General features: G+C 68.7%; 14 protein-coding genes. 4 read left to right on the top strand and 10 right to left on the bottom strand.

Annotation, left to right across the window (positions count from 1 at the left end; translation table 11 throughout):
• Positions 1 to 85 precede the first annotated feature (85 nt).
• Entirely contained in the window at positions 86 to 1,456 is a 1,371-nt protein-coding gene (locus tag AB0F41_RS13825; protein WP_357423502.1) for a sodium:alanine symporter family protein, read from the top strand.
• Between the two features lie 76 nt (positions 1,457 to 1,532).
• On the opposite strand, the gene AB0F41_RS13820 is transcribed toward AB0F41_RS13825, so the two are convergent.
• The 8 genes from AB0F41_RS13820 to AB0F41_RS13785 form a co-directional block, all read right to left on the bottom strand.
• The gene (locus AB0F41_RS13820; protein WP_357423500.1) at positions 1,533 to 2,516 is read right to left on the bottom strand and encodes an alpha/beta fold hydrolase; all 984 of its coding nucleotides are present in this window, start codon (positions 2,514 to 2,516) and stop codon (positions 1,533 to 1,535) included.
• 255 nt (positions 2,517 to 2,771) lie between these two features.
• Positions 2,772 to 3,917 carry an acyl-CoA dehydrogenase family protein gene (locus tag AB0F41_RS13815; RefSeq protein WP_357423498.1) on the bottom strand — a complete coding sequence of 382 codons (1,146 nt, stop codon included), beginning with the start codon at positions 3,915 to 3,917 and terminating at the stop codon, positions 2,772 to 2,774.
• 169 nt (positions 3,918 to 4,086) lie between these two features.
• Positions 4,087 to 4,989, bottom strand: coding sequence for a lysophospholipid acyltransferase family protein (locus AB0F41_RS13810; RefSeq protein WP_357423496.1), 903 nt, complete (start codon positions 4,987 to 4,989; stop codon positions 4,087 to 4,089).
• Positions 4,990 to 5,112: 123 nt separating this feature from the next.
• Positions 5,113 to 6,705 (bottom strand): GTPase HflX, encoded by a 1,593-nt coding sequence (gene hflX / locus AB0F41_RS13805; protein ID WP_357423494.1) that lies wholly within the window; start codon positions 6,703 to 6,705, stop codon positions 5,113 to 5,115.
• A 60-nt stretch (positions 6,706 to 6,765) separates the two neighbouring features.
• The gene (dapF, locus tag AB0F41_RS13800) at positions 6,766 to 7,668 is read right to left on the bottom strand and encodes a diaminopimelate epimerase (RefSeq protein WP_357423492.1); all 903 of its coding nucleotides are present in this window, start codon (positions 7,666 to 7,668) and stop codon (positions 6,766 to 6,768) included.
• Between the two features lie 69 nt (positions 7,669 to 7,737).
• Positions 7,738 to 8,568, bottom strand: coding sequence for a TrmH family RNA methyltransferase (locus AB0F41_RS13795; protein ID WP_357423490.1), 831 nt, complete (start codon positions 8,566 to 8,568; stop codon positions 7,738 to 7,740).
• Positions 8,565 to 9,527, bottom strand: coding sequence for a tRNA (adenosine(37)-N6)-dimethylallyltransferase MiaA (gene miaA, locus AB0F41_RS13790; protein WP_357423488.1), 963 nt, complete (start codon positions 9,525 to 9,527; stop codon positions 8,565 to 8,567). The genes AB0F41_RS13795 and miaA overlap by 4 nt, the downstream gene beginning before the upstream one ends.
• On the bottom strand, positions 9,524 to 10,312 hold the full coding sequence (locus tag AB0F41_RS13785; protein ID WP_357423487.1) for a hypothetical protein: 789 nt from the start codon (positions 10,310 to 10,312) through the stop codon (positions 9,524 to 9,526). The genes miaA and AB0F41_RS13785 overlap by 4 nt, the downstream gene beginning before the upstream one ends.
• A 398-nt stretch (positions 10,313 to 10,710) precedes the next feature.
• On the opposite strand from AB0F41_RS13785, the gene AB0F41_RS13780 reads away from it, so the two are divergent.
• Positions 10,711 to 12,099, top strand: a complete 1,389-nt coding sequence (locus AB0F41_RS13780; protein WP_357423486.1) for a DUF349 domain-containing protein — start codon at positions 10,711 to 10,713, stop codon at positions 12,097 to 12,099.
• A gap of 15 nt (positions 12,100 to 12,114) precedes the next feature.
• Here the strand turns inward: AB0F41_RS13780 and AB0F41_RS13775 are convergent, their stop codons facing one another.
• Positions 12,115 to 12,870 carry a hypothetical protein gene (locus AB0F41_RS13775; protein ID WP_357423485.1) on the bottom strand — a complete coding sequence of 252 codons (756 nt, stop codon included), beginning with the start codon at positions 12,868 to 12,870 and terminating at the stop codon, positions 12,115 to 12,117.
• Positions 12,867 to 14,420, bottom strand: coding sequence for a tRNA (N6-isopentenyl adenosine(37)-C2)-methylthiotransferase MiaB (miaB, locus tag AB0F41_RS13770; protein WP_357423484.1), 1,554 nt, complete (start codon positions 14,418 to 14,420; stop codon positions 12,867 to 12,869). Before miaB ends, AB0F41_RS13775 begins: the two co-directional genes overlap by 4 nt.
• A 358-nt stretch (positions 14,421 to 14,778) precedes the next feature.
• On the opposite strand from miaB, the gene AB0F41_RS13765 reads away from it, so the two are divergent.
• The gene (locus AB0F41_RS13765) at positions 14,779 to 15,507 is read left to right on the top strand and encodes an amino acid ABC transporter ATP-binding protein (RefSeq protein ID WP_357423687.1); all 729 of its coding nucleotides are present in this window, start codon (positions 14,779 to 14,781) and stop codon (positions 15,505 to 15,507) included.
• Between the two features lie 73 nt (positions 15,508 to 15,580).
• Entirely contained in the window at positions 15,581 to 16,420 is an 840-nt protein-coding gene (locus tag AB0F41_RS13760) for a glutamate ABC transporter substrate-binding protein (RefSeq protein ID WP_357423482.1), read from the top strand.
• Positions 16,421 to 16,532: the final 112 nt, after the last annotated feature.

The following is a 16,532-nucleotide window of genomic DNA, read 5'->3' as shown; positions in this document are numbered from 1 at the left end:
GGAATGTCACCGGTACCTCCGCCGGTGGCCCGGAGATCGCGGGGCCGCGCCGGCCTCGATCCGTACCTGAGGCGGTATTTTCCCTATGGACGAGTTCCTCGGCAGCGCCAGTGATTTCATCTGGGGCCCCTGGTTGCTTATCCCGTTGCTCCTGCTGACCGGTCTGTACCTGACCGTGTTGCTGCGCGGTGTGCAGTTCCGCAGGTTCGCCCTGGCCTTCCGGCTCGGCTTCCTCGATCGCAGCGATGCCGACGCCGAAGGCGACATCACCCATTACCAGGCCCTGTCCACCGCGCTGGCCGCCACCGTGGGTGTCGGCAATATCGCCGGTGTCGCCACCGCCATCTCGCTGGGCGGCCCGGGCGCGGTGTTCTGGATGTGGGTGACCGGCCTGGTCGGTATGGCCACCAAGTACAGCGAGGCGTTCCTCGGGGTCCGCTTCCGCCGCACCGACGCCGACGGTAAGCAGGCCGGTGGCCCCATGCACTACCTGCGTCAGGGCATCAAGGGCCCGGTCGGCATCTTCCTCGGCGGCTTCTTCGCCGTGGCAGGCGTGGTCGCCTCGTTCGGCATCGGCAATATGACGCAGGCCAACACCGTCGCCATGAACGTCGAATCCGAGTGGGGTCTGCAGACCTGGATCACCGGTGTGATCATCACGGTGCTGGCGGCCGCGGTCATCCTCGGCGGAATCAAGGGGATCGGCCGGGTCGCCAGTATCTTCGTCCCGGTCATGATCGTGCTCTACATCCTGGGCGCCCTCGCGGTACTGATCTTCCGGATCGACGATCTGCCCGCCGCGATCGCGGAGATCGTGACCGATGCGTTCACCGGCACCGCCGCGACCGGCGGTTTCGTCGGCGCGGGTGTGGCCGCGGCGATCCAGTACGGCGTGGCACGCGGGATCTTCTCCAACGAGTCCGGGCTGGGCACCGGCGGTATCGCCGCCGCGGCGGCGTCCACCAGCCATCCGGTGCGGCAGGCGCTGGTGTCGATGACCCAGACCTTCATCGACACGCTGGTGGTGGTGTCGTTCACCGGCCTGGTGATCGTCACCACCGGAGTCTGGAAGACCGACGCGTCTCCGGCCACCTATACCGCGAATGCCTTCGCCGAGGCGCTCCCCGGCAACTGGGGCAGCGTCATCGTCACCGTCAGCGTCATCTTCTTCGCGTTCTCCACGGTGCTCGGCTGGTCCTACTACGGCGATCGCTGTATCGAGTATCTGTTCGGCACCGCCCTCGTTCTGCCCTACCGGATCGTGTTCATCGCGGTGGTCTACGTCGGCGCGACGACGGAACTGTCCACCGTCTGGACCTTCTCCGATGTCGCCAACGGGCTGATGGCACTGCCGAACCTGATCGGCCTGCTGATCCTGTCTCCGCTGGTGTACCGCGAAACGCGGGCCTATTTCGATCGCAAGCAGTCCGAGGACTTCCGGGTCGGCGCCGCCTGACTCGGGCGCGCACTCGTATACTTCGGCACAGGGGCACGTTCCGCCGGAACGTGCCCCTGTCGGTTTTGCGGCGGCCTCAGGAGTTCCGCGGGCGTCCTGCGCAGTCGATCGACGCGCCGCTCACCGGATCGAGCGCCGCGAGGACGTACTGCGCGACCACCGGATCCGAGGCTGCCGTGAAATGTTCGAACAGCGCGCCCGGGCAGCGATCCTGGACGACGATATTGGTGATATTCGGCGCAGCCGGGCCCATCCCACTGGTGTAGGGAACGACCAGTTCGTCGTAGCGGGTCATGAGAAATGTGTAGTCGACGGATGCCGGGTAGGGATCACCGGAGCGTAGTTCGGTCATCAGGCCGGAGCCGCGCAGCAGGTCGTTGCCGCCGGGTGTGGATCCCAGGGCCAGCGCCGCGCGTTCCACCTGGCCGGCTACACCGAGATCCTCGGCGAGATCGGTCATGGTCGCTGCGCCCAGCACATCGGTGCCGTCGTTGAGCGGGGTGATGTTGACCGATCTGCCCACTCGCCCGGCGCCACCGAGTACTTCGATGTAGTACCGGGCGACCACCGTGCCCATCGAATGACCCACCAGCTGCACCCGCTCGGCGCCGGTCGCCCCGAGGACCCGGTCCACGAATGGGGCCACGTCACGTTCGGCGGACACCCGGACCTTCTCGCCGCCCGGGGTCGCGGGGTCGGCGGCCGCGCCCAGTCCATAGGTGAGGGAGTACACGCAGTACCCGGTGTTGGCCAGGAGCGGGGCGAGCGTCTGCCAGTTGCCGGCCTGACCGGCGGTATAGCCGTGCAGGAGCACGACCGGCTCCGGGTGCCCGGCGTCGGGCCGGCAATTCCAGTCGTTCGCGCCGGGTGGCGAAGAGACCGTATCGCTGTAGTGTGCGAGCGCGGCGCGGGTGGCCTCGGCTCCGAAGGGCACCGGCAGCGTGGGAACGGCCCGGGCAGTGCCGGGGAGCGCCAGTGCGCACACCGCGGCCGTCAGGGCGGCAGCGCGGGAGAGGCGTGCGATCCGGGAGGAATGACTGGGACGGGATCCAGCGGTCACGGTGAGTCTCCTGAGGGGCGAACGGAATTCCCCTGTCGTAACACGACCGGGACACCCGCGAACCGCGATCGGCCAAATTTGGTACAAATCATTTTATATGAACCAAATATAACGCTCCTGGACGCGCGCCGGCGACGCAGCCGACCGGGAAGGCCGCGGTTCAGCAGCCCCACCCACCGCGAATGGCCGGAAACGACCACGGGCGGGGCATCCGCTCGGGATGCCCCGCCCGTGGCGAGATCTCGGAGTGCTCGATCAGGACAGCTTCAGGCTGCGCCCGATGATCTCCTTCATGATCTCGGTGGTGCCGCCGTAGATGGTCTGCACCCGCGCGTCGAGATAGGCCTGCGCGATGGGATATTCACGCATATAGCCGTAGCCGCCGTGCAGCTGCAGGCAGCGGTCGATCAGATCGACCTGCTCCTCGGTGCTCCACCATTTGGCCATGGCGGCGTCCTCCGCGGTCAGGGTGCCGGCGTTGAGCTCGGAGATGCAGCGATCGACCAGGACGCGCACCGCCGTGGTCTTGGTGGCCAGTTCGGCCAGCACGAAACGGGTGTTCTGCAGGGCGCCGATCGGTTTGCCGAACGCCTTACGGTCGCGCACGTACTGGCAGGTGGTGTCCAAGCAGGACTCCATCGCCGCGGCGGCCATCACCGCGATCGACAGCCGCTCCTGCGGCAGGTTCTGCATCAGATGGATGAAGCCCTTGCCTTCTTCGCCGAGCAGGTTGGCGGCGGGCACCCGGACATCGGTGAAGCTGAGTTCGGCGGTGTCCTGCGCCTTCAGGCCGAGCTTGTCGAGGTTGCGGCCACGCTCGAAGCCGGGCATCCCCCGTTCGACCACCAGCAGACTGAAGCCCAGGGCGCCGGCCTCGGGGTCGGTCTGGGCGACCACGATGACGATATCGGAGTTGATTCCGTTGGTGATGAAGGTCTTGGCGCCGTTGAGGACCCAGTCGTCACCGTCGCGGACCGCGCGGGTCTTGATGCCCTGCAGATCCGAGCCGGTACCGGGTTCGGTCATGGCGATGGCGGTGATGAGCTCACCGGAACAGAACTTCGGCAGCCAGCGCTGTTTCTGTTCGTCGTTGGCCAGTTCCAGCAGGTACGGCGCGATGACGTCGTTGTGCAGGCTGAACCCCAGCCCGGAGTACCGGCCGCACACGGTCTCTTCGTTGACGATGACGTTGTAGCGGAAATCCTGCACGCCGCCGCCGCCGTACTCCTCCGGCATCTGCATACCGAGGAAGCCCTGTTTACCGGCTTCGGTCCAGACGGCACGGTCGACGACACCCTGCTCCGCCCACTGGTCGTGGAACGGCGCCACGTTCGTCGCGAGAAACTTGCGGTACGACTCCCGGAACAGCTCGTGCTCGGGTTCGAACAGTGTGCGCTCCACACCAACCTCCTAGTGAACACTTCGGACGGGGCCGCGCCGGCCCGCCGCTGTGATCCACCGTACCCGGCGTGCGAATCCTTGTTCACTTCACACCGGGAATCGGCTGGTGTTCCTATCTCGGACCGCACCTTCGCGCTGCCTGGCCATTCACCGGCGCCGATCCTCGCATTCAGACCGGCAGCAGTTCGCGCAGCCGGCCCGACAGCGTGCGGCCCCGGTCGCGATCCCGTTCGGCGAACAGGTAGGTCAGTTCCTCGCGCAGTGCCTTCTCCACCACCTGCGCCAATTGCCCCGCGGCCTCCTCGATATCGGTGGTCTCGCGCCACGGTCCCGGGTCGATGGGGGTACCGGCCGAGAAATAGAACCGTTCGGGTCGCGGAATCGGGGTGAGACCCACGCCGCGCAGCAGCGGCGGGGTGAGTTCGGTATGGATCCCCAGCGCCCCCACCAGCGCACGCAACGGACGCAGCAGCGCATCGTCCTTATCGGCGATGATGTCGTAGGCGTCGTCGATCCCGATCATGCCCACCGGCACGATGGGCGCTCCGCATTCGATCGCCATCCTGGCGAAACCGGTGCGGCCTTCCCAGCGCAGCGCGTACTTCTCGCCCTTGCGGCGAATGGCCTCCCGGCCGCCGCCCGGAAATACGATCACCACCTCACCCTGTTCCAGCAGGGTCCGGCAGTTCTCCCGGGTGCCGCGCACCGAGCCGTAGTAGTGCAGTACATGACGCACTCCCGGAACACTGATGAGCAGGTTCTCGGCGAGGCCGCGGATCAGCCGGCCGCGGCTGCGCAGAACCTCCGGCATCAACAGGGGCGCGTCGATCAGGCCGAGCAGATTGTGATTCGCGACCAAGAGCACGGGCCCGGAGTCGGGGATATTGTCCAGACCGAAGAACCGGGGGTCGCTCCATGCCCGGAGCGGGGCCAACGCCGCTTCGAAAACCCGTAGATCGACCGGGCCGAGTCGCACCGACAGCGGTGCGCCGTCGCTCAGCCCGGGCCGATCCGGCAGAGCTCCGCGCTGCCGGTCGGGATCGACGGTGGGGCGGTCGCCCGAATGTGACATAAAACCCTCCTGTAGTCGATTCATGCCAATTGTGAATCGAACCGCAGGAATGCAACACCGGGTTATGCGAAGTCCCACATTTTTGCCCCCACTGTTAGCCGCGCCGAATTGTATCGGTAACCGTTACGCCTCGACCGCCCCCGCGTGCGCGTATTCGGCCAGCACCGCCGCCAGCGACCGCGGCACCCGCGCGTGTACCCGGGTTCCGCTCTCGGTGTGCTCGGATTGCGAGATCCTGCCGTCGGCGTGAATTCTGGCAAGCAGGTCACCGCGGGTGTAGGGGAGCAGCACGCTCACCTCGACATCCAGACCGCCGAGCACCTCGTCCAGCCGCGCACGCAGCCGCTCGATGCCGAGATCCTTGTGCGCGGAGACGAACTCCGCGCCCGGCAGCAGTGCCCGCAACCGCGTCACCCCCACCGGATCGATCTCGTCGATCTTGTTGACCACCAGGAGTTCCGGGGGCGCCGGCGCACCGGATTCGCGCACCACATCGGTGATCACCTCGCGCACCGCCTTGATCTGCTCGGCGGGCAGCGCGTCCGCACCGTCCACGACGTGCAGCAGCAGATCGGCCCCGGTGACCTCCTCGAGCGTGGAACGGAACGCCTCGACGAGCTGGGTCGGCAGATGCCGGACGAAACCGACGGTATCGGTGAACACCACCTCGCGGCCGTCCTCGAGCTCGGCCCGGCGAGTGGTGGGATCCAGGGTGGCGAACAGCGCGTCCTGCACCAGCACTCCGGAGCCGGTGAGCGCGTTCATCAGGCTCGATTTACCGGCATTGGTGTAGCCGACGATGGCGACCGACGGCACACCGCTGGAGGTGCGGCGCGAGCGTTTGGTGTCCCGGGCGGTTTTCATCTCCCGGATTTCGCGTCGCAGTTTGGCCATCCGCTCGCGGATCCGGCGCCGGTCGGTCTCGATCTTGGTCTCACCCGGCCCACGCAGACCCACACCGCCGTTGCTGCCCGCCCGGCCACCGGCCTGCCGCGACATGGACTCACCCCAGCCGCGCAGACGCGGCAGCATGTACTCCATCTGCGCCAGCGCGACCTGCGCCTTGCCCTCCCGGGAGGTGGCGTGCTGGGCGAAGATATCCAGGATGAGCGCGGTGCGGTCGACCACCTTGACCTTGACGACCTTCTCCAGGGCGGTCAGCTGGGCGGGCGTGAGCTCGCCGTCGCAGATCACGGTATCCGCGCCGGTGGACAGCACCACGGCACGCAACTCCTCGGCCTTGCCGGACCCGATATAGGTCGCCGGGTCGGGGCGGTCACGGCGCTGGATGAGCGCCTCGAGCACCTCCGAACCCGCGGTCTCGGCGAGCCGGGCCAATTCGGCCATGCTCGCTTCGGCGCTCGCCACACTGCCCTCGGTCCACACCCCGACGAGCACCACGCGCTCCAGGCGCAGCTGCCGGTACTCGACCTCGGTGATATCGGTGAGTTCGGTGGACAGACCGGCGACTCGGCGCAGCGCGCTGCGCTCGTCGAGCTGGAGTTCGCCCGTGGTGGGATCGGTGGACCAGCCGCCGCGGCGGACGACGGGCCCGGATCGGTTCGCGGCGCGACCCGCGGACGTGACGGTATCGCCGGCGCCGTCGAAGGAATCGGTATGGAAGGAATCGCTCTCGAACGATTCCGCATCGAAGGATTCGGCGTCGAACGATTCGGGGGACCGCTCGCCGGTCCCGGAAATGTCAGCTTTTCTCATACACCATCCATGCTGCCACCAATGCGCTGGTCGGCGCATGTGAATTTCCCGGTCGAGGGCTCAACGAGCGTCCCACCAGTCGGCTGCGAGGCGGCCGTCGGCCACCAATTCGGACGGCCCGCGCAACCAGGCCGCGCCCGCCTGCAACCCCACCCGGACCTGCCCACCGGGAACCCGCACGGTCACTTCACCGGTCCCGGTCGCGAGTGCGAAACCGCCCGTGGCCAGCGCTGCGGCCGCCGCCGCGACGGTGCCGGTACCGCAGGAGCGGGTCTCACCGACCCCGCGTTCGTACACCCGCATATCCACCGCGCCGCCCGCGTCGAGGCCGGTGAGGATCTCGACGTTGACCCCGCGCGGGAACATATCCGGATCGAATCCGGGCGGGACAGTCAGATCGAGTTTGCCCAGCGATTCCGCCGTCAGCGTGCTGTCGACACACGCCAGATGCGGATTACCGACATCGATCCCCAGCCCCGGGTAGCCCCATCCGGCGAGGGTCGCGGTGGATTCGCCGAGCACCCGCACCCGGCCCATATCCACGGTGACCTCCCCGTGCACCGCATCGGCGGCGTGCACGGTGACCGGGCGGCCACCGGCGCGACTGCCCACCACGAACCGGTCGTCACCGGTGAGGCCGCGGGCTCGTAGGTAATGGGCGAAAACGCGGACGCCGTTGCCGCACATTTCGGCGATCGATCCGTCGGCGTTGCGGTAATCCATGAACCAGTCGCCGGAGTCCACACCGTCCGGCAGTTCGGACAGGACACCGGCGTCGGCCAACCGGCCGGCTCGCGCCACCCGCAGCACCCCGTCGGCGCCCAGGCCGCGGTGCCGGTCGCACAGCGCGGCGACCCGCGAAGGGGTCAGCTCGAGCCGGACCTCAGGATCGGGGAGCACCACGAAGTCGTTCTGAGTGCCGTGTCCCTTGGTGAACTCGACCGCTGTCTCGGATATGGGCACGTCCTCATTCTTCCGCATCGGGGGTCTTCCGCATCGGGCCGGCCGCTCGGCGCGGACGGGATCGTCTGATCAGGCAAACGTCCGGCGCTGCCGGGAAATTTCGTAGAGCGCCACCGCGGCGGCCGAGGGCGCGCCCAGCGAACTGGCGCTGCCTCCCATCGGCACGGTGACAGTATCGTCGCAGGCCGCGAGCCATGCGGCGCTCATACCGGTGGTCTCGTTTCCGACCACCAGAATCGTGGCATCGATCAGATCATGATCGAATATCGCCCGGGCGCCCCGTTCATCGGTGCCGATGACCTGGGTCGGGATACCCCGCGCGACCTGCCGGTCGCGGAACGCGAGCAGATCGTCCGGCCCGGCCGCACGCAAGACGGGTACCGCGAACAGCGATCCGGTCGACGCGCGGACGCACCGCGGGTCGTACTGGTCGGCCCCGTGGCCGGTGACCACCACCGCCGACGCGCCGAACGCGTCCGCGGACCGGATCAGCGTGCCCAGGTTGCCGGGTGAATTCGGGCGATCGAATACGACCACGACGGGCGCCTCCCCGGGATCACCGGCCTCGTAGGTCGCCAGTTCGGCGGTGGCGTGTTCGGCGACGGCCACCAGCTCGGGCGCCCCGCCCGTCTTCTCCCCCAGCTCCGCCATCAGCTCGGGCGCCAGCCCGACCGCCGGTACCGCGGCCGTGTCGAGGATTTCTTGCGCCCACTGCGACAGTTCCGGTTCGCCCAACCGGTACAGCAGCGTCTCCAGCGGCCATCCGTGGGCCAGGGCCTCGGTGATCGGACGGACGCCGTGCACCAGGAACCGCCGGTCGCGGTGACGTTTGGTGCGGTTGTCCAGGTAGGCCGTCCATACCTGGACAGCGGCATTTCGACGGTGGATCTGCCGGGTCACGGCCGGGTTCGCTCCTTCGCTGCGGGACCGGACAGGAGCGGTCCGGAATCGTCGGTGAGCAGCGCCAGCGCGGTCCGGGTCGCGGCCGGGTCCGCGCCGTCCACCCAGCGCACCCGCCGGTCGCGCCGGAACCAGGAACGCTGCCGCCGCACGTATCGGCGCGTCCCGATGAACGTCCGCTCCTGTGCTTCCGCCAGACCGTACTCGTCGTCGAGGTACGCGAGCACCTGGGCATACCCGATGGCCCGCCGCGCGGTCTGGCCGCGACGCAGACCCTGATCGATCAGTGCGCGGACCTCCTCGACCAGCCCGGCACCGAACATCGCCGCGGTGCGCTCGGCGATCCGCCGGTCCAGTTCGGCGGTCTCCCGGTCCACGCCGAGAATGCGGGTTCCCCAGCGCGGCTCCCCGATGACCGGGGCGGATGCCGCGAAGGGTTTCCCGGTGAGCTCGACGACCTCGAGTGCCCGCACCATACGCCGGCCGTCGGTCGGCAGGATGGTCGCCGCGGCGACCGGGTCGGCCCGCCGCAGCGCCTCGTGTACCGCCGCGACGCCCTGTTCGGCCAGCAGGTTCTCCCAGCGCTCCCGCACCTCCGGATCGGTCGCCGGGAACTCCCATTCGTCGAGGAGGGCCTGGACGTACATCATCGAGCCACCCACCACGACGGGTATCCGCCCGCGCGCCATGATGGCCTCGATATCGGCCGCAGCGGCCGACTGGTAGGCGGCGACCGTCGCGGTCTCGGTGACGTCCAGGACATCGAGCTGGTGGTGCGCGATCCCGCGACGCTGCTCCGGCGCCAGCTTCGCGGTCCCGATATCCATCCCCCGGTACAGCTGCATGGCGTCGATGTTCACGATCTCGCCGTCGAGATATTCGGCCAGGTCGAGGGCGAGATCCGATTTACCGGTGGCCGTGGGTCCGACCACCGCCACCGGGCGTGGCCGCTCGTTCACCGCTGCCCGCCACCGGGCCGCCACAGCCCGGCGTAGTAGCCGACACCGAACGGCGCGTCGCGATAGCGTTCGCGCACCACGGGCTTTTCCGGGTCGCCGGCGAAAACACCGGCCAGCGCCTGGTAGGCGGCCCGTCCGGACACCATGAGCTCGGCGCAGAGATCGGGATCGAGGGCGAGAAGAGCGGCATGGTCACCGGCGGCGAGCGCCCGGTCGAGCCGGGCCTGTGTCTCCGCCGCCCGGGTGTCGAAGTACCCCGGCGCGGCCTGCGACAGGGTCGCGGCACCGTCGGCGACCACGAGAACGCCCTGGGGTTCGTCCACCGCGTCGAGTTCGGCCCGTAATTTCGCGCCGATCTCGGCGCAGCGCTGAGCCGGGCCGTGGGCCGCGACGAGGTGGGCGCGGGCCGTCGCGTGCGGCGCCACCGCGCCCCGCAACCAGCCGGCGACCAGGACCGCCAGCGGCACGCCGGGGTCGGCCCGGGCCGACCCGGTTTCCGGGCCGCCCAGCGATACCGTCACGTCGCGGCCGAAACCCACGAAGGTACCCACGGTATCGGCGTCGTAGAACTGCTCGGACCCACCCACACCCAGCACCGTCCACTGCGACGCCGCCTCCGCCAGCGCAGCGCCCACCGCGAGAACCTCCGACCGGAGTGCGGTCAGCGTGGCTTCCGGGGCGGACGGCAAGATGGACCCGGACTCCGCACCCGCCACCGCCGAGCCGCCACACAACTCGGGTACCAGAACGGGCGGCGAGGGGACGAGAGCCGCAAGACAGAACACGCCGTCAACCGTAGCCCGTGCCCGCGCGGCCCGGACCCGGCCGGTAGGCCCCGCCGGCGCCGCCGCCGCGGCCGAGGTACGAGTGTCTCTCCCGGAAACCGGGTCGCAATTGCTAGGGTGCGAAGTACCCGGACCGGGTCGCAGCGGGTCCGGAACCGCAGGTCCGGCTATACGCCGCCTGGTCGGCGGATGGTCTGCCGGATCGCGGCGGGGCCGCCACCGGACGACGGATACGACGCGTACGCGGCGACCGGGTCGGCGCGTACGACAGCGAACAGGTTGGTCAGAACGGACAGACGTAGCCAGAATGAGCGGGCGTAGCCAGAATGAGCAGAGCATAGCCAGAATGCGCAGCGCGTAAACCAGGCAGCCGTGACGCGCGGCAGGGACGAGGAGCAATGACCCACAGCAACGGAACCGCCAAACCCGGCCCCGGGACTCCCGGTCGCCCGTCCACCGCTCCGAAACCCCGCAACCGTCCCAAACCCGGCGACATACATCCTTCCCCCGCGGCGATGAAAGCCGCGACTCCGGCCACGGAGCATCCGCACCCCCTGGTGGTACCCACGGCTACCGATCCCAGCCTCTGGGGTCGCGTCGACGAAGACGGCACCGCCTGGGTGAAAACCCCCGACGGTGAGCGGGTCGTCGGATCGTGGCAGGCCGGGGCCGCCGCCGAGGGGCTGGCCCATTTCGGCCGCCGGTTCGACGACCTGGCCACCGAGGTGGCGCTGCTCGAGGCCCGGCTCGCCGCCGGAACCGACGCCCGCAAGACCAAGGCCGCGGCCGTCGCGCTCGCCGAAACGCTGCCCACCGCCGCGGTGATCGGCGATATCGAGGGCCTGGCCGCCCGGCTGCGCGCTATCGCCGAACATTCCGATGAGGCGGCCGCGCACGCGAAGGAGGAGAAGGAGCGCACTCGCCACGAGCACACCGAGCGCAAGGAGGCGCTCGCCGCCGAGGCCGAGGAAATCGCCACCGAATCCACCCAGTGGAAGGCCGCGGGCGACCGGTTGCGCGAGATCCTCGACGAATGGAAGACGATCCGCGGGGTCGACCGGAAGGTCGACGATGCCCTGTGGCGGCGGTATTCCAAGGCCCGGGAGGCGTTCAACCGCCGCCGCGGCGCGCATTTCGCCGAACTCGACCGGGAACGCGCGGCGGCGAAGGTCCGCAAGGAAGAGCTGTGTGTGCGGGCCGAGGAACTCTCCGGTTCCACCGATTGGCCCGGTACCGCCGCGGTTTTCCGGGAGCTGCTGGTCGAATGGAAGAACGCCGGCCGGGCGCCACGCGAAGCCGATGAAGCCCTGTGGCGCCGGTTCAAGAGCGCCCAGGACGTCTTCTTCGCGGCCCGCAACTCCGCTGCCTCCGAACGCGACGCGGAGTTCGCCGATAACGCGACCGCCAAGGAAGAGTTGCTCGGCAGCTACGAACCTCTGATCGACCCGGATTCCGATCTCGAGGGCGCCCGCGCCGCCCTGCGTGACCTGCAGGAACGCTGGGACGCGATCGGTAAGGTCCCGCGGGAGCGCATGCACGACCTGGAATCCCGGCTGCGCGCCGTGGAGAAGCGGGTACGCCAGGCGGCGGACGCGCAGTGGCGCCGCACCGATCCGGAGGCGCTGGCCCGCGCCGCGCAGTTCCGCGAACGCGTCGCCCAGTTCGAAGAGCAGGCGGCCAAGGCCACCGCGGCCGGTAAGACCCGTGATGCGGAGCGAGCGCTCGAACAGGCCAAACAGTGGCGGGAATGGGCCGAGGCGGCAGAGGGCGCGGTCAGCAACCTCTGAGTGCGGCGCGGCGGCTCAGTCGTCGCCGAGGCGGTGGCGCCGTTGCCGCTCCTCTTCCTGGGCGGCGGCGATCCGCCGCTGTTCCTCGGCGGCCAGTTGTACCGCGGTGCGACTCCACACCACCTTCACCCAGTGGAAGGTGAGGACCATGATCGCGAGAGTGCCCAGCACCAAGCCGATCCCGGGGCCCGCACCGACATAGTTGTTGAGACCCGGGGTCTGCCGATGCCAGATCGAGAAGACCCCGAACGCGCTCGCGATCGCCGATCCCGCCACTGCGATCCAGGCCAGTACCCAGCGCCGGGTCATCAGCGCCAGCAGCGAGAACCCGATCCCGAACAGCAGCACGAACCAGACGAAGATCCGCGAGGGCAGGCCGATGTGCTCGGCGGTGGCGGCCTCCGATCCGAGCAGCACATCGAACCCCCGGGCGCCGCCGGTATGGGGCAGTACCAGCGACAGCAGCAGGAGGAACACCGCGCCCGCCACCACCATGGCCCGCGCACCGGGGTCGATCTCACCCGCGATCCGGCGCTCCACCGCGTCCAGATCGTCGCGGAACTCCTCGAATTTCTCGGTGGCCTCGGCCGGGTTCACAGTGTCCTCGTTTCCATCGGCTGCTTCGTCATCGCGGCGTCGACCGGCTGATTCCGGACCGCCGGCAGCGGGCCCGCCGGCGGCGGAGCCCGTCGCACCCGGACCGGCCCCGTCCTCGGCACCGGTCCCGTGATCACGCTCCCGATCTTCGCTGTCCCCCGTGGGGGTCGTCATGTCCCGCATCCCGAAGCGCATCCCGAGGCGACCGGCTCCGGTTCGGGCGCCCCGATCCGCGGCAGCCCCAGTCCGACCCCGATGGGGGCGGTTTTCGGCGTGGTCCCGGCCTCGTATGCGTCACCGGCCCGGGTCCGCCGGTGCGTGCCGACCCCGGAGTCGGCGACCAGATGATGCGGCGCGGCGCCGGTCACCTGCACCGTCACCAGATCGCCGGGCCGGATCGGCTCGGCGGCGCCGTCGGGCCGGAAATGCACCAGCCGGCCGTCGCGGGCCCGCCCGCTCATCCGGGCCGTGGCGGCATTCTTCTTGCCCGCGCCGGCGGCCACCAGCAGTTCCACCTCGGTGCCCACCAGATCCCGGTTGGCGTCCAGGCAGATCTGCTCCTGCAACGCGATCAACCGGTCGTAGCGTTGCTGAACCACCGATTTGGGCACCTGATCGGCCATCCCGGCTGCCGGAGTACCGGGCCGGGGCGAGTACTGGAAGGTGAAGGCGCTGGTGAACCGGGCCTGCCGCACGACATCCAGGGTCTCCTCGAAGTCCTCCTCGGTCTCGCCCGGGAAGCCGACGATGATATCGGTGGTGATCGCGGCATGCGGCATGGCTGCCCGCACTTTCTCGATAATTCCCAGGAAGCGGGCCTTCCGGTAGGACCGGCGCATGGATTTCAGTACCCGGTCCGAGCCGGACTGCAGCGGCATATGCAGTTGCGGGCAGATGTTGGGGGTCTGCGCCATCGCCTCGATCACGTCGTCGGTGAACTCCGCGGGATGCGGAGACGTGAAGCGGACCCGCTCCAGCCCGTCGATGCCGCCGCAGGCGCGCAGCAGTTTCGCGAAGGCGCCCCGGTCGCGCGGCTGATCGGGATCGGCGAACGACGCCCCGTAGGCGTTGACGTTCTGCCCCAGCAGTGTGACCTCGAGGACGCCCTGCTCCACCAGCGCCTGTACCTCGGCGAGTACATCGCCGGGGCGCCGATCGACCTCTTTGCCGCGTAGTGACGGCACGATGCAGAACGTGCAGGTGTTGTTGCAGCCGACCGAGATGGACACCCAGCCCGCGTACGCCGACTCCCGCCGCGCGGGCAGGGTCGACGGGAAGGCTTCCAGTGATTCGAGGATTTCGACCTGCGCCTCGTCGTTGTGCCGGGCACGCTCCAGCAGCACCGGCAGCGCACCGAGATTATGCGTGCCGAACACCACGTCCACCCACGGCGCCTTGCGCACGACGGTGTCGCGGTCCTTCTGCGCCAGGCAGCCGCCGACGGCGATCTGCATACCGGGTCGCGACGCCTTCACCGGTGCGAGGTGACCGAGTGTGCCGTACAGCTTGTTGTCGGCGTTCTCCCGTACCGCGCAGGTATTGAAGACGACCAGGTCGGCCGTCGCCCCGGGCGCGGCCTTCCTGTAGCCCGCATCCTCGAGCAGGCCGGACAAGCGTTCGGAATCGTGCACGTTCATCTGGCAACCGAAGGTGCGGACCTCGTAACTGCGTGCGCCGGCCGGCTCGACCCGGGTGGGCGCAACTACCTGTCCGATCGAATCCACGCGTCCAGGGTACGGGCCGCCATCGAGGGGATTTCCGGCAGATCCACACCGGCGGGCAGTCGTCGGGGACCGCGCCGCCCGGCCGCAGCGAAGGGAGTGAGACGGATCACTTCCCGATCCGGGAGGGGTACTGCTGTGGGGGTCGCGCCCCGCCCCCACGCGGGCAGGGAAATCGCTGCCGACCGAACGGATTACAGTAGATGACCATCGGGTTAAAGCCGAATTTCCGCTCGGCGTGCCGTCTCGGCGTGTTGCGGAAAGCCGCGCAAATCGGGAGATTCGGCCTAAGGTCATCTCCATGACCGACGCCACCGATGCCGACGCGCCCGGGGCGGCCGGCGATTCCGCCGCGCCACCGATGATCACCCTACGCGCCGTCGACAAGCACTTCGGTGCCCTGCACGTTCTGCGCGATATCAATCTCGAGGTGCCCCGTGGGCAGGTCGTGATCGTGCTCGGACCCTCCGGCTCCGGCAAATCGACGCTGTGCCGCACCATCAACCGTCTGGAGCCCATCGATTCCGGCGAGATCCGGGTCGACGGCGTACCGCTGCCCGCCGAAGGCCGCGCGCTGGCCGCGCTGCGCGCCGACGTGGGCATGGTTTTCCAGTCCTTCAACCTGTTCGCGCACAAGACGATCGTGGAGAACGTCATGCTCGCGCCGATCAAGGTCCGCGGGACCAAGAAGGACGCGGCACGCACCCGCGCCATGGAACTGCTCGACCGTGTCGGTATCGCGAACCAGGCCGATAAGTATCCCGCCCAGCTCTCCGGTGGCCAGCAGCAGCGTGTCGCCATCGCCCGCGCCCTGGCCATGAGCCCCAAGGTGATGCTGTTCGACGAACCGACCTCGGCCCTCGACCCGGAAATGGTGAACGAGGTCCTCGATGTGATGGTCTCCCTCGCCAAAGAAGGTATGACCATGCTGGTGGTGACCCACGAGATGGGGTTCGCCCGCCGGGCCGGGGACCGGGTGCTGTTCATGGCCGACGGTCAGGTCGTCGAGGACGCCGACCCGGAGACATTCTTCAGTGCGCCCGAGTCCGACCGTGCCAAGGATTTCCTGGGCAAGATTCTCAGCCACTGACAGGTTCGCCCGTCACACGGGCGCAAGGCACAGCGCGATGGCACAACGCCATCGTGATGAGGGAAGGAAACCGATGAGGATCAACCGAGCACTCCGCCTCGCGGTCGGTGCGGTCGCGGTGGCCGTGACTGCCGCCACCACCGCGGCCTGCGGCGGCGGCAGCGATAAGACGACGCTGGAGAACGCCCAGGAGGGCAAGCTCACCATCGGCATCAAATACGATCAGCCGGGTCTGGGGCTTCGCAATACCGACGGCACCTACAGCGGGTTCGATGTCGAGGTGGCCAAGTACGTGGCCTCCAAACTCGGCGTCCAGCCCGACGGCATCACCTTCAAGGAAGCCCCCTCCGCGCAGCGCGAGACCCTGATCGAGAACGGGCAGGTCGATTTCGTCGTCGCCACCTACTCGATCACCGATTCCCGCAAGGAGAAGGTCGATTTCGCCGGCCCGTACTACGTGGCGGGTCAGAGCCTGCTGGTGCGCGAGGACAACAACGAGATCACCGGCCCGGACAGCCTCGCCGGCAAAACCGTCTGCTCGGTGACCGGCTCGACCCCGGCCCAGAATATCCAGAAGAAGTACCCGCAGACCCAGTTGCAGACCTACGACACCTACTCGCTGTGCCTCGAGGGCCTCAACAGCGGCGCGGTGGCCGCGGTGACCACCGATGACATCATCCTGGCCGGCTACGCCTCGCAGTCGCCCGGTAAGTACAAGGTCGTCGGCGACAAGTTCACCACGGAGAACTACGGGATCGGCCTGAAGAAGGGCGATCAGGAGACCCGCGACAAGATCAACAACGCGATCGAGGAGATGATCTCCTCGGGCGCCTGGGACACCGCGTTCCAGGAGTCGGTCGGCAAGGCCGCCAGCTACGAGACCCCGGAAGCCCCGAAGGTGGACCGGTACTGATCCGGTGAATCGCGGGGTTCCTTCGGACGGCGGCGCATGTTCGTGACCGGCGTCGGGCTGTTCACACTGGCCTCGCTGCTGTGCGGCCTGGCGCAGGGCGAACAGATGCTCG

The organism is Nocardia sp. NPDC024068 (genome assembly GCF_040638875.1).
Classification (GTDB): domain Bacteria; phylum Actinomycetota; class Actinomycetes; order Mycobacteriales; family Mycobacteriaceae; genus Nocardia.
The sequence above is the reverse complement of the archived record's forward strand: the minus strand, read 5'-3'. Positions and strand labels throughout refer to the sequence as shown.

Excerpts from the sequence above, each read along its gene's own strand:
- AB0F41_RS13825 (WP_357423502.1), top strand. The coding sequence starts at position 86 with ATGGACGAGTTCCTCGGCAGCGCCAGTGATTTCATCTGGGGCCCCTGG.
- AB0F41_RS13810 (WP_357423496.1), bottom strand. The coding sequence starts at position 4,989 with ATGTCACATTCGGGCGACCGCCCCACCGTCGATCCCGACCGGCAGCGC.
- hflX (WP_357423494.1), bottom strand. The coding sequence starts at position 6,705 with ATGAGAAAAGCTGACATTTCCGGGACCGGCGAGCGGTCCCCCGAATCG.
- AB0F41_RS13780 (WP_357423486.1), top strand. The coding sequence starts at position 10,711 with ATGACCCACAGCAACGGAACCGCCAAACCCGGCCCCGGGACTCCCGGT.
- AB0F41_RS13775 (WP_357423485.1), bottom strand. The coding sequence starts at position 12,870 with ATGACGACCCCCACGGGGGACAGCGAAGATCGGGAGCGTGATCACGGG.
- AB0F41_RS13765 (WP_357423687.1), top strand. The coding sequence starts at position 14,779 with ATGATCACCCTACGCGCCGTCGACAAGCACTTCGGTGCCCTGCACGTT.
- AB0F41_RS13760 (WP_357423482.1), top strand. The coding sequence starts at position 15,581 with ATGAGGATCAACCGAGCACTCCGCCTCGCGGTCGGTGCGGTCGCGGTG.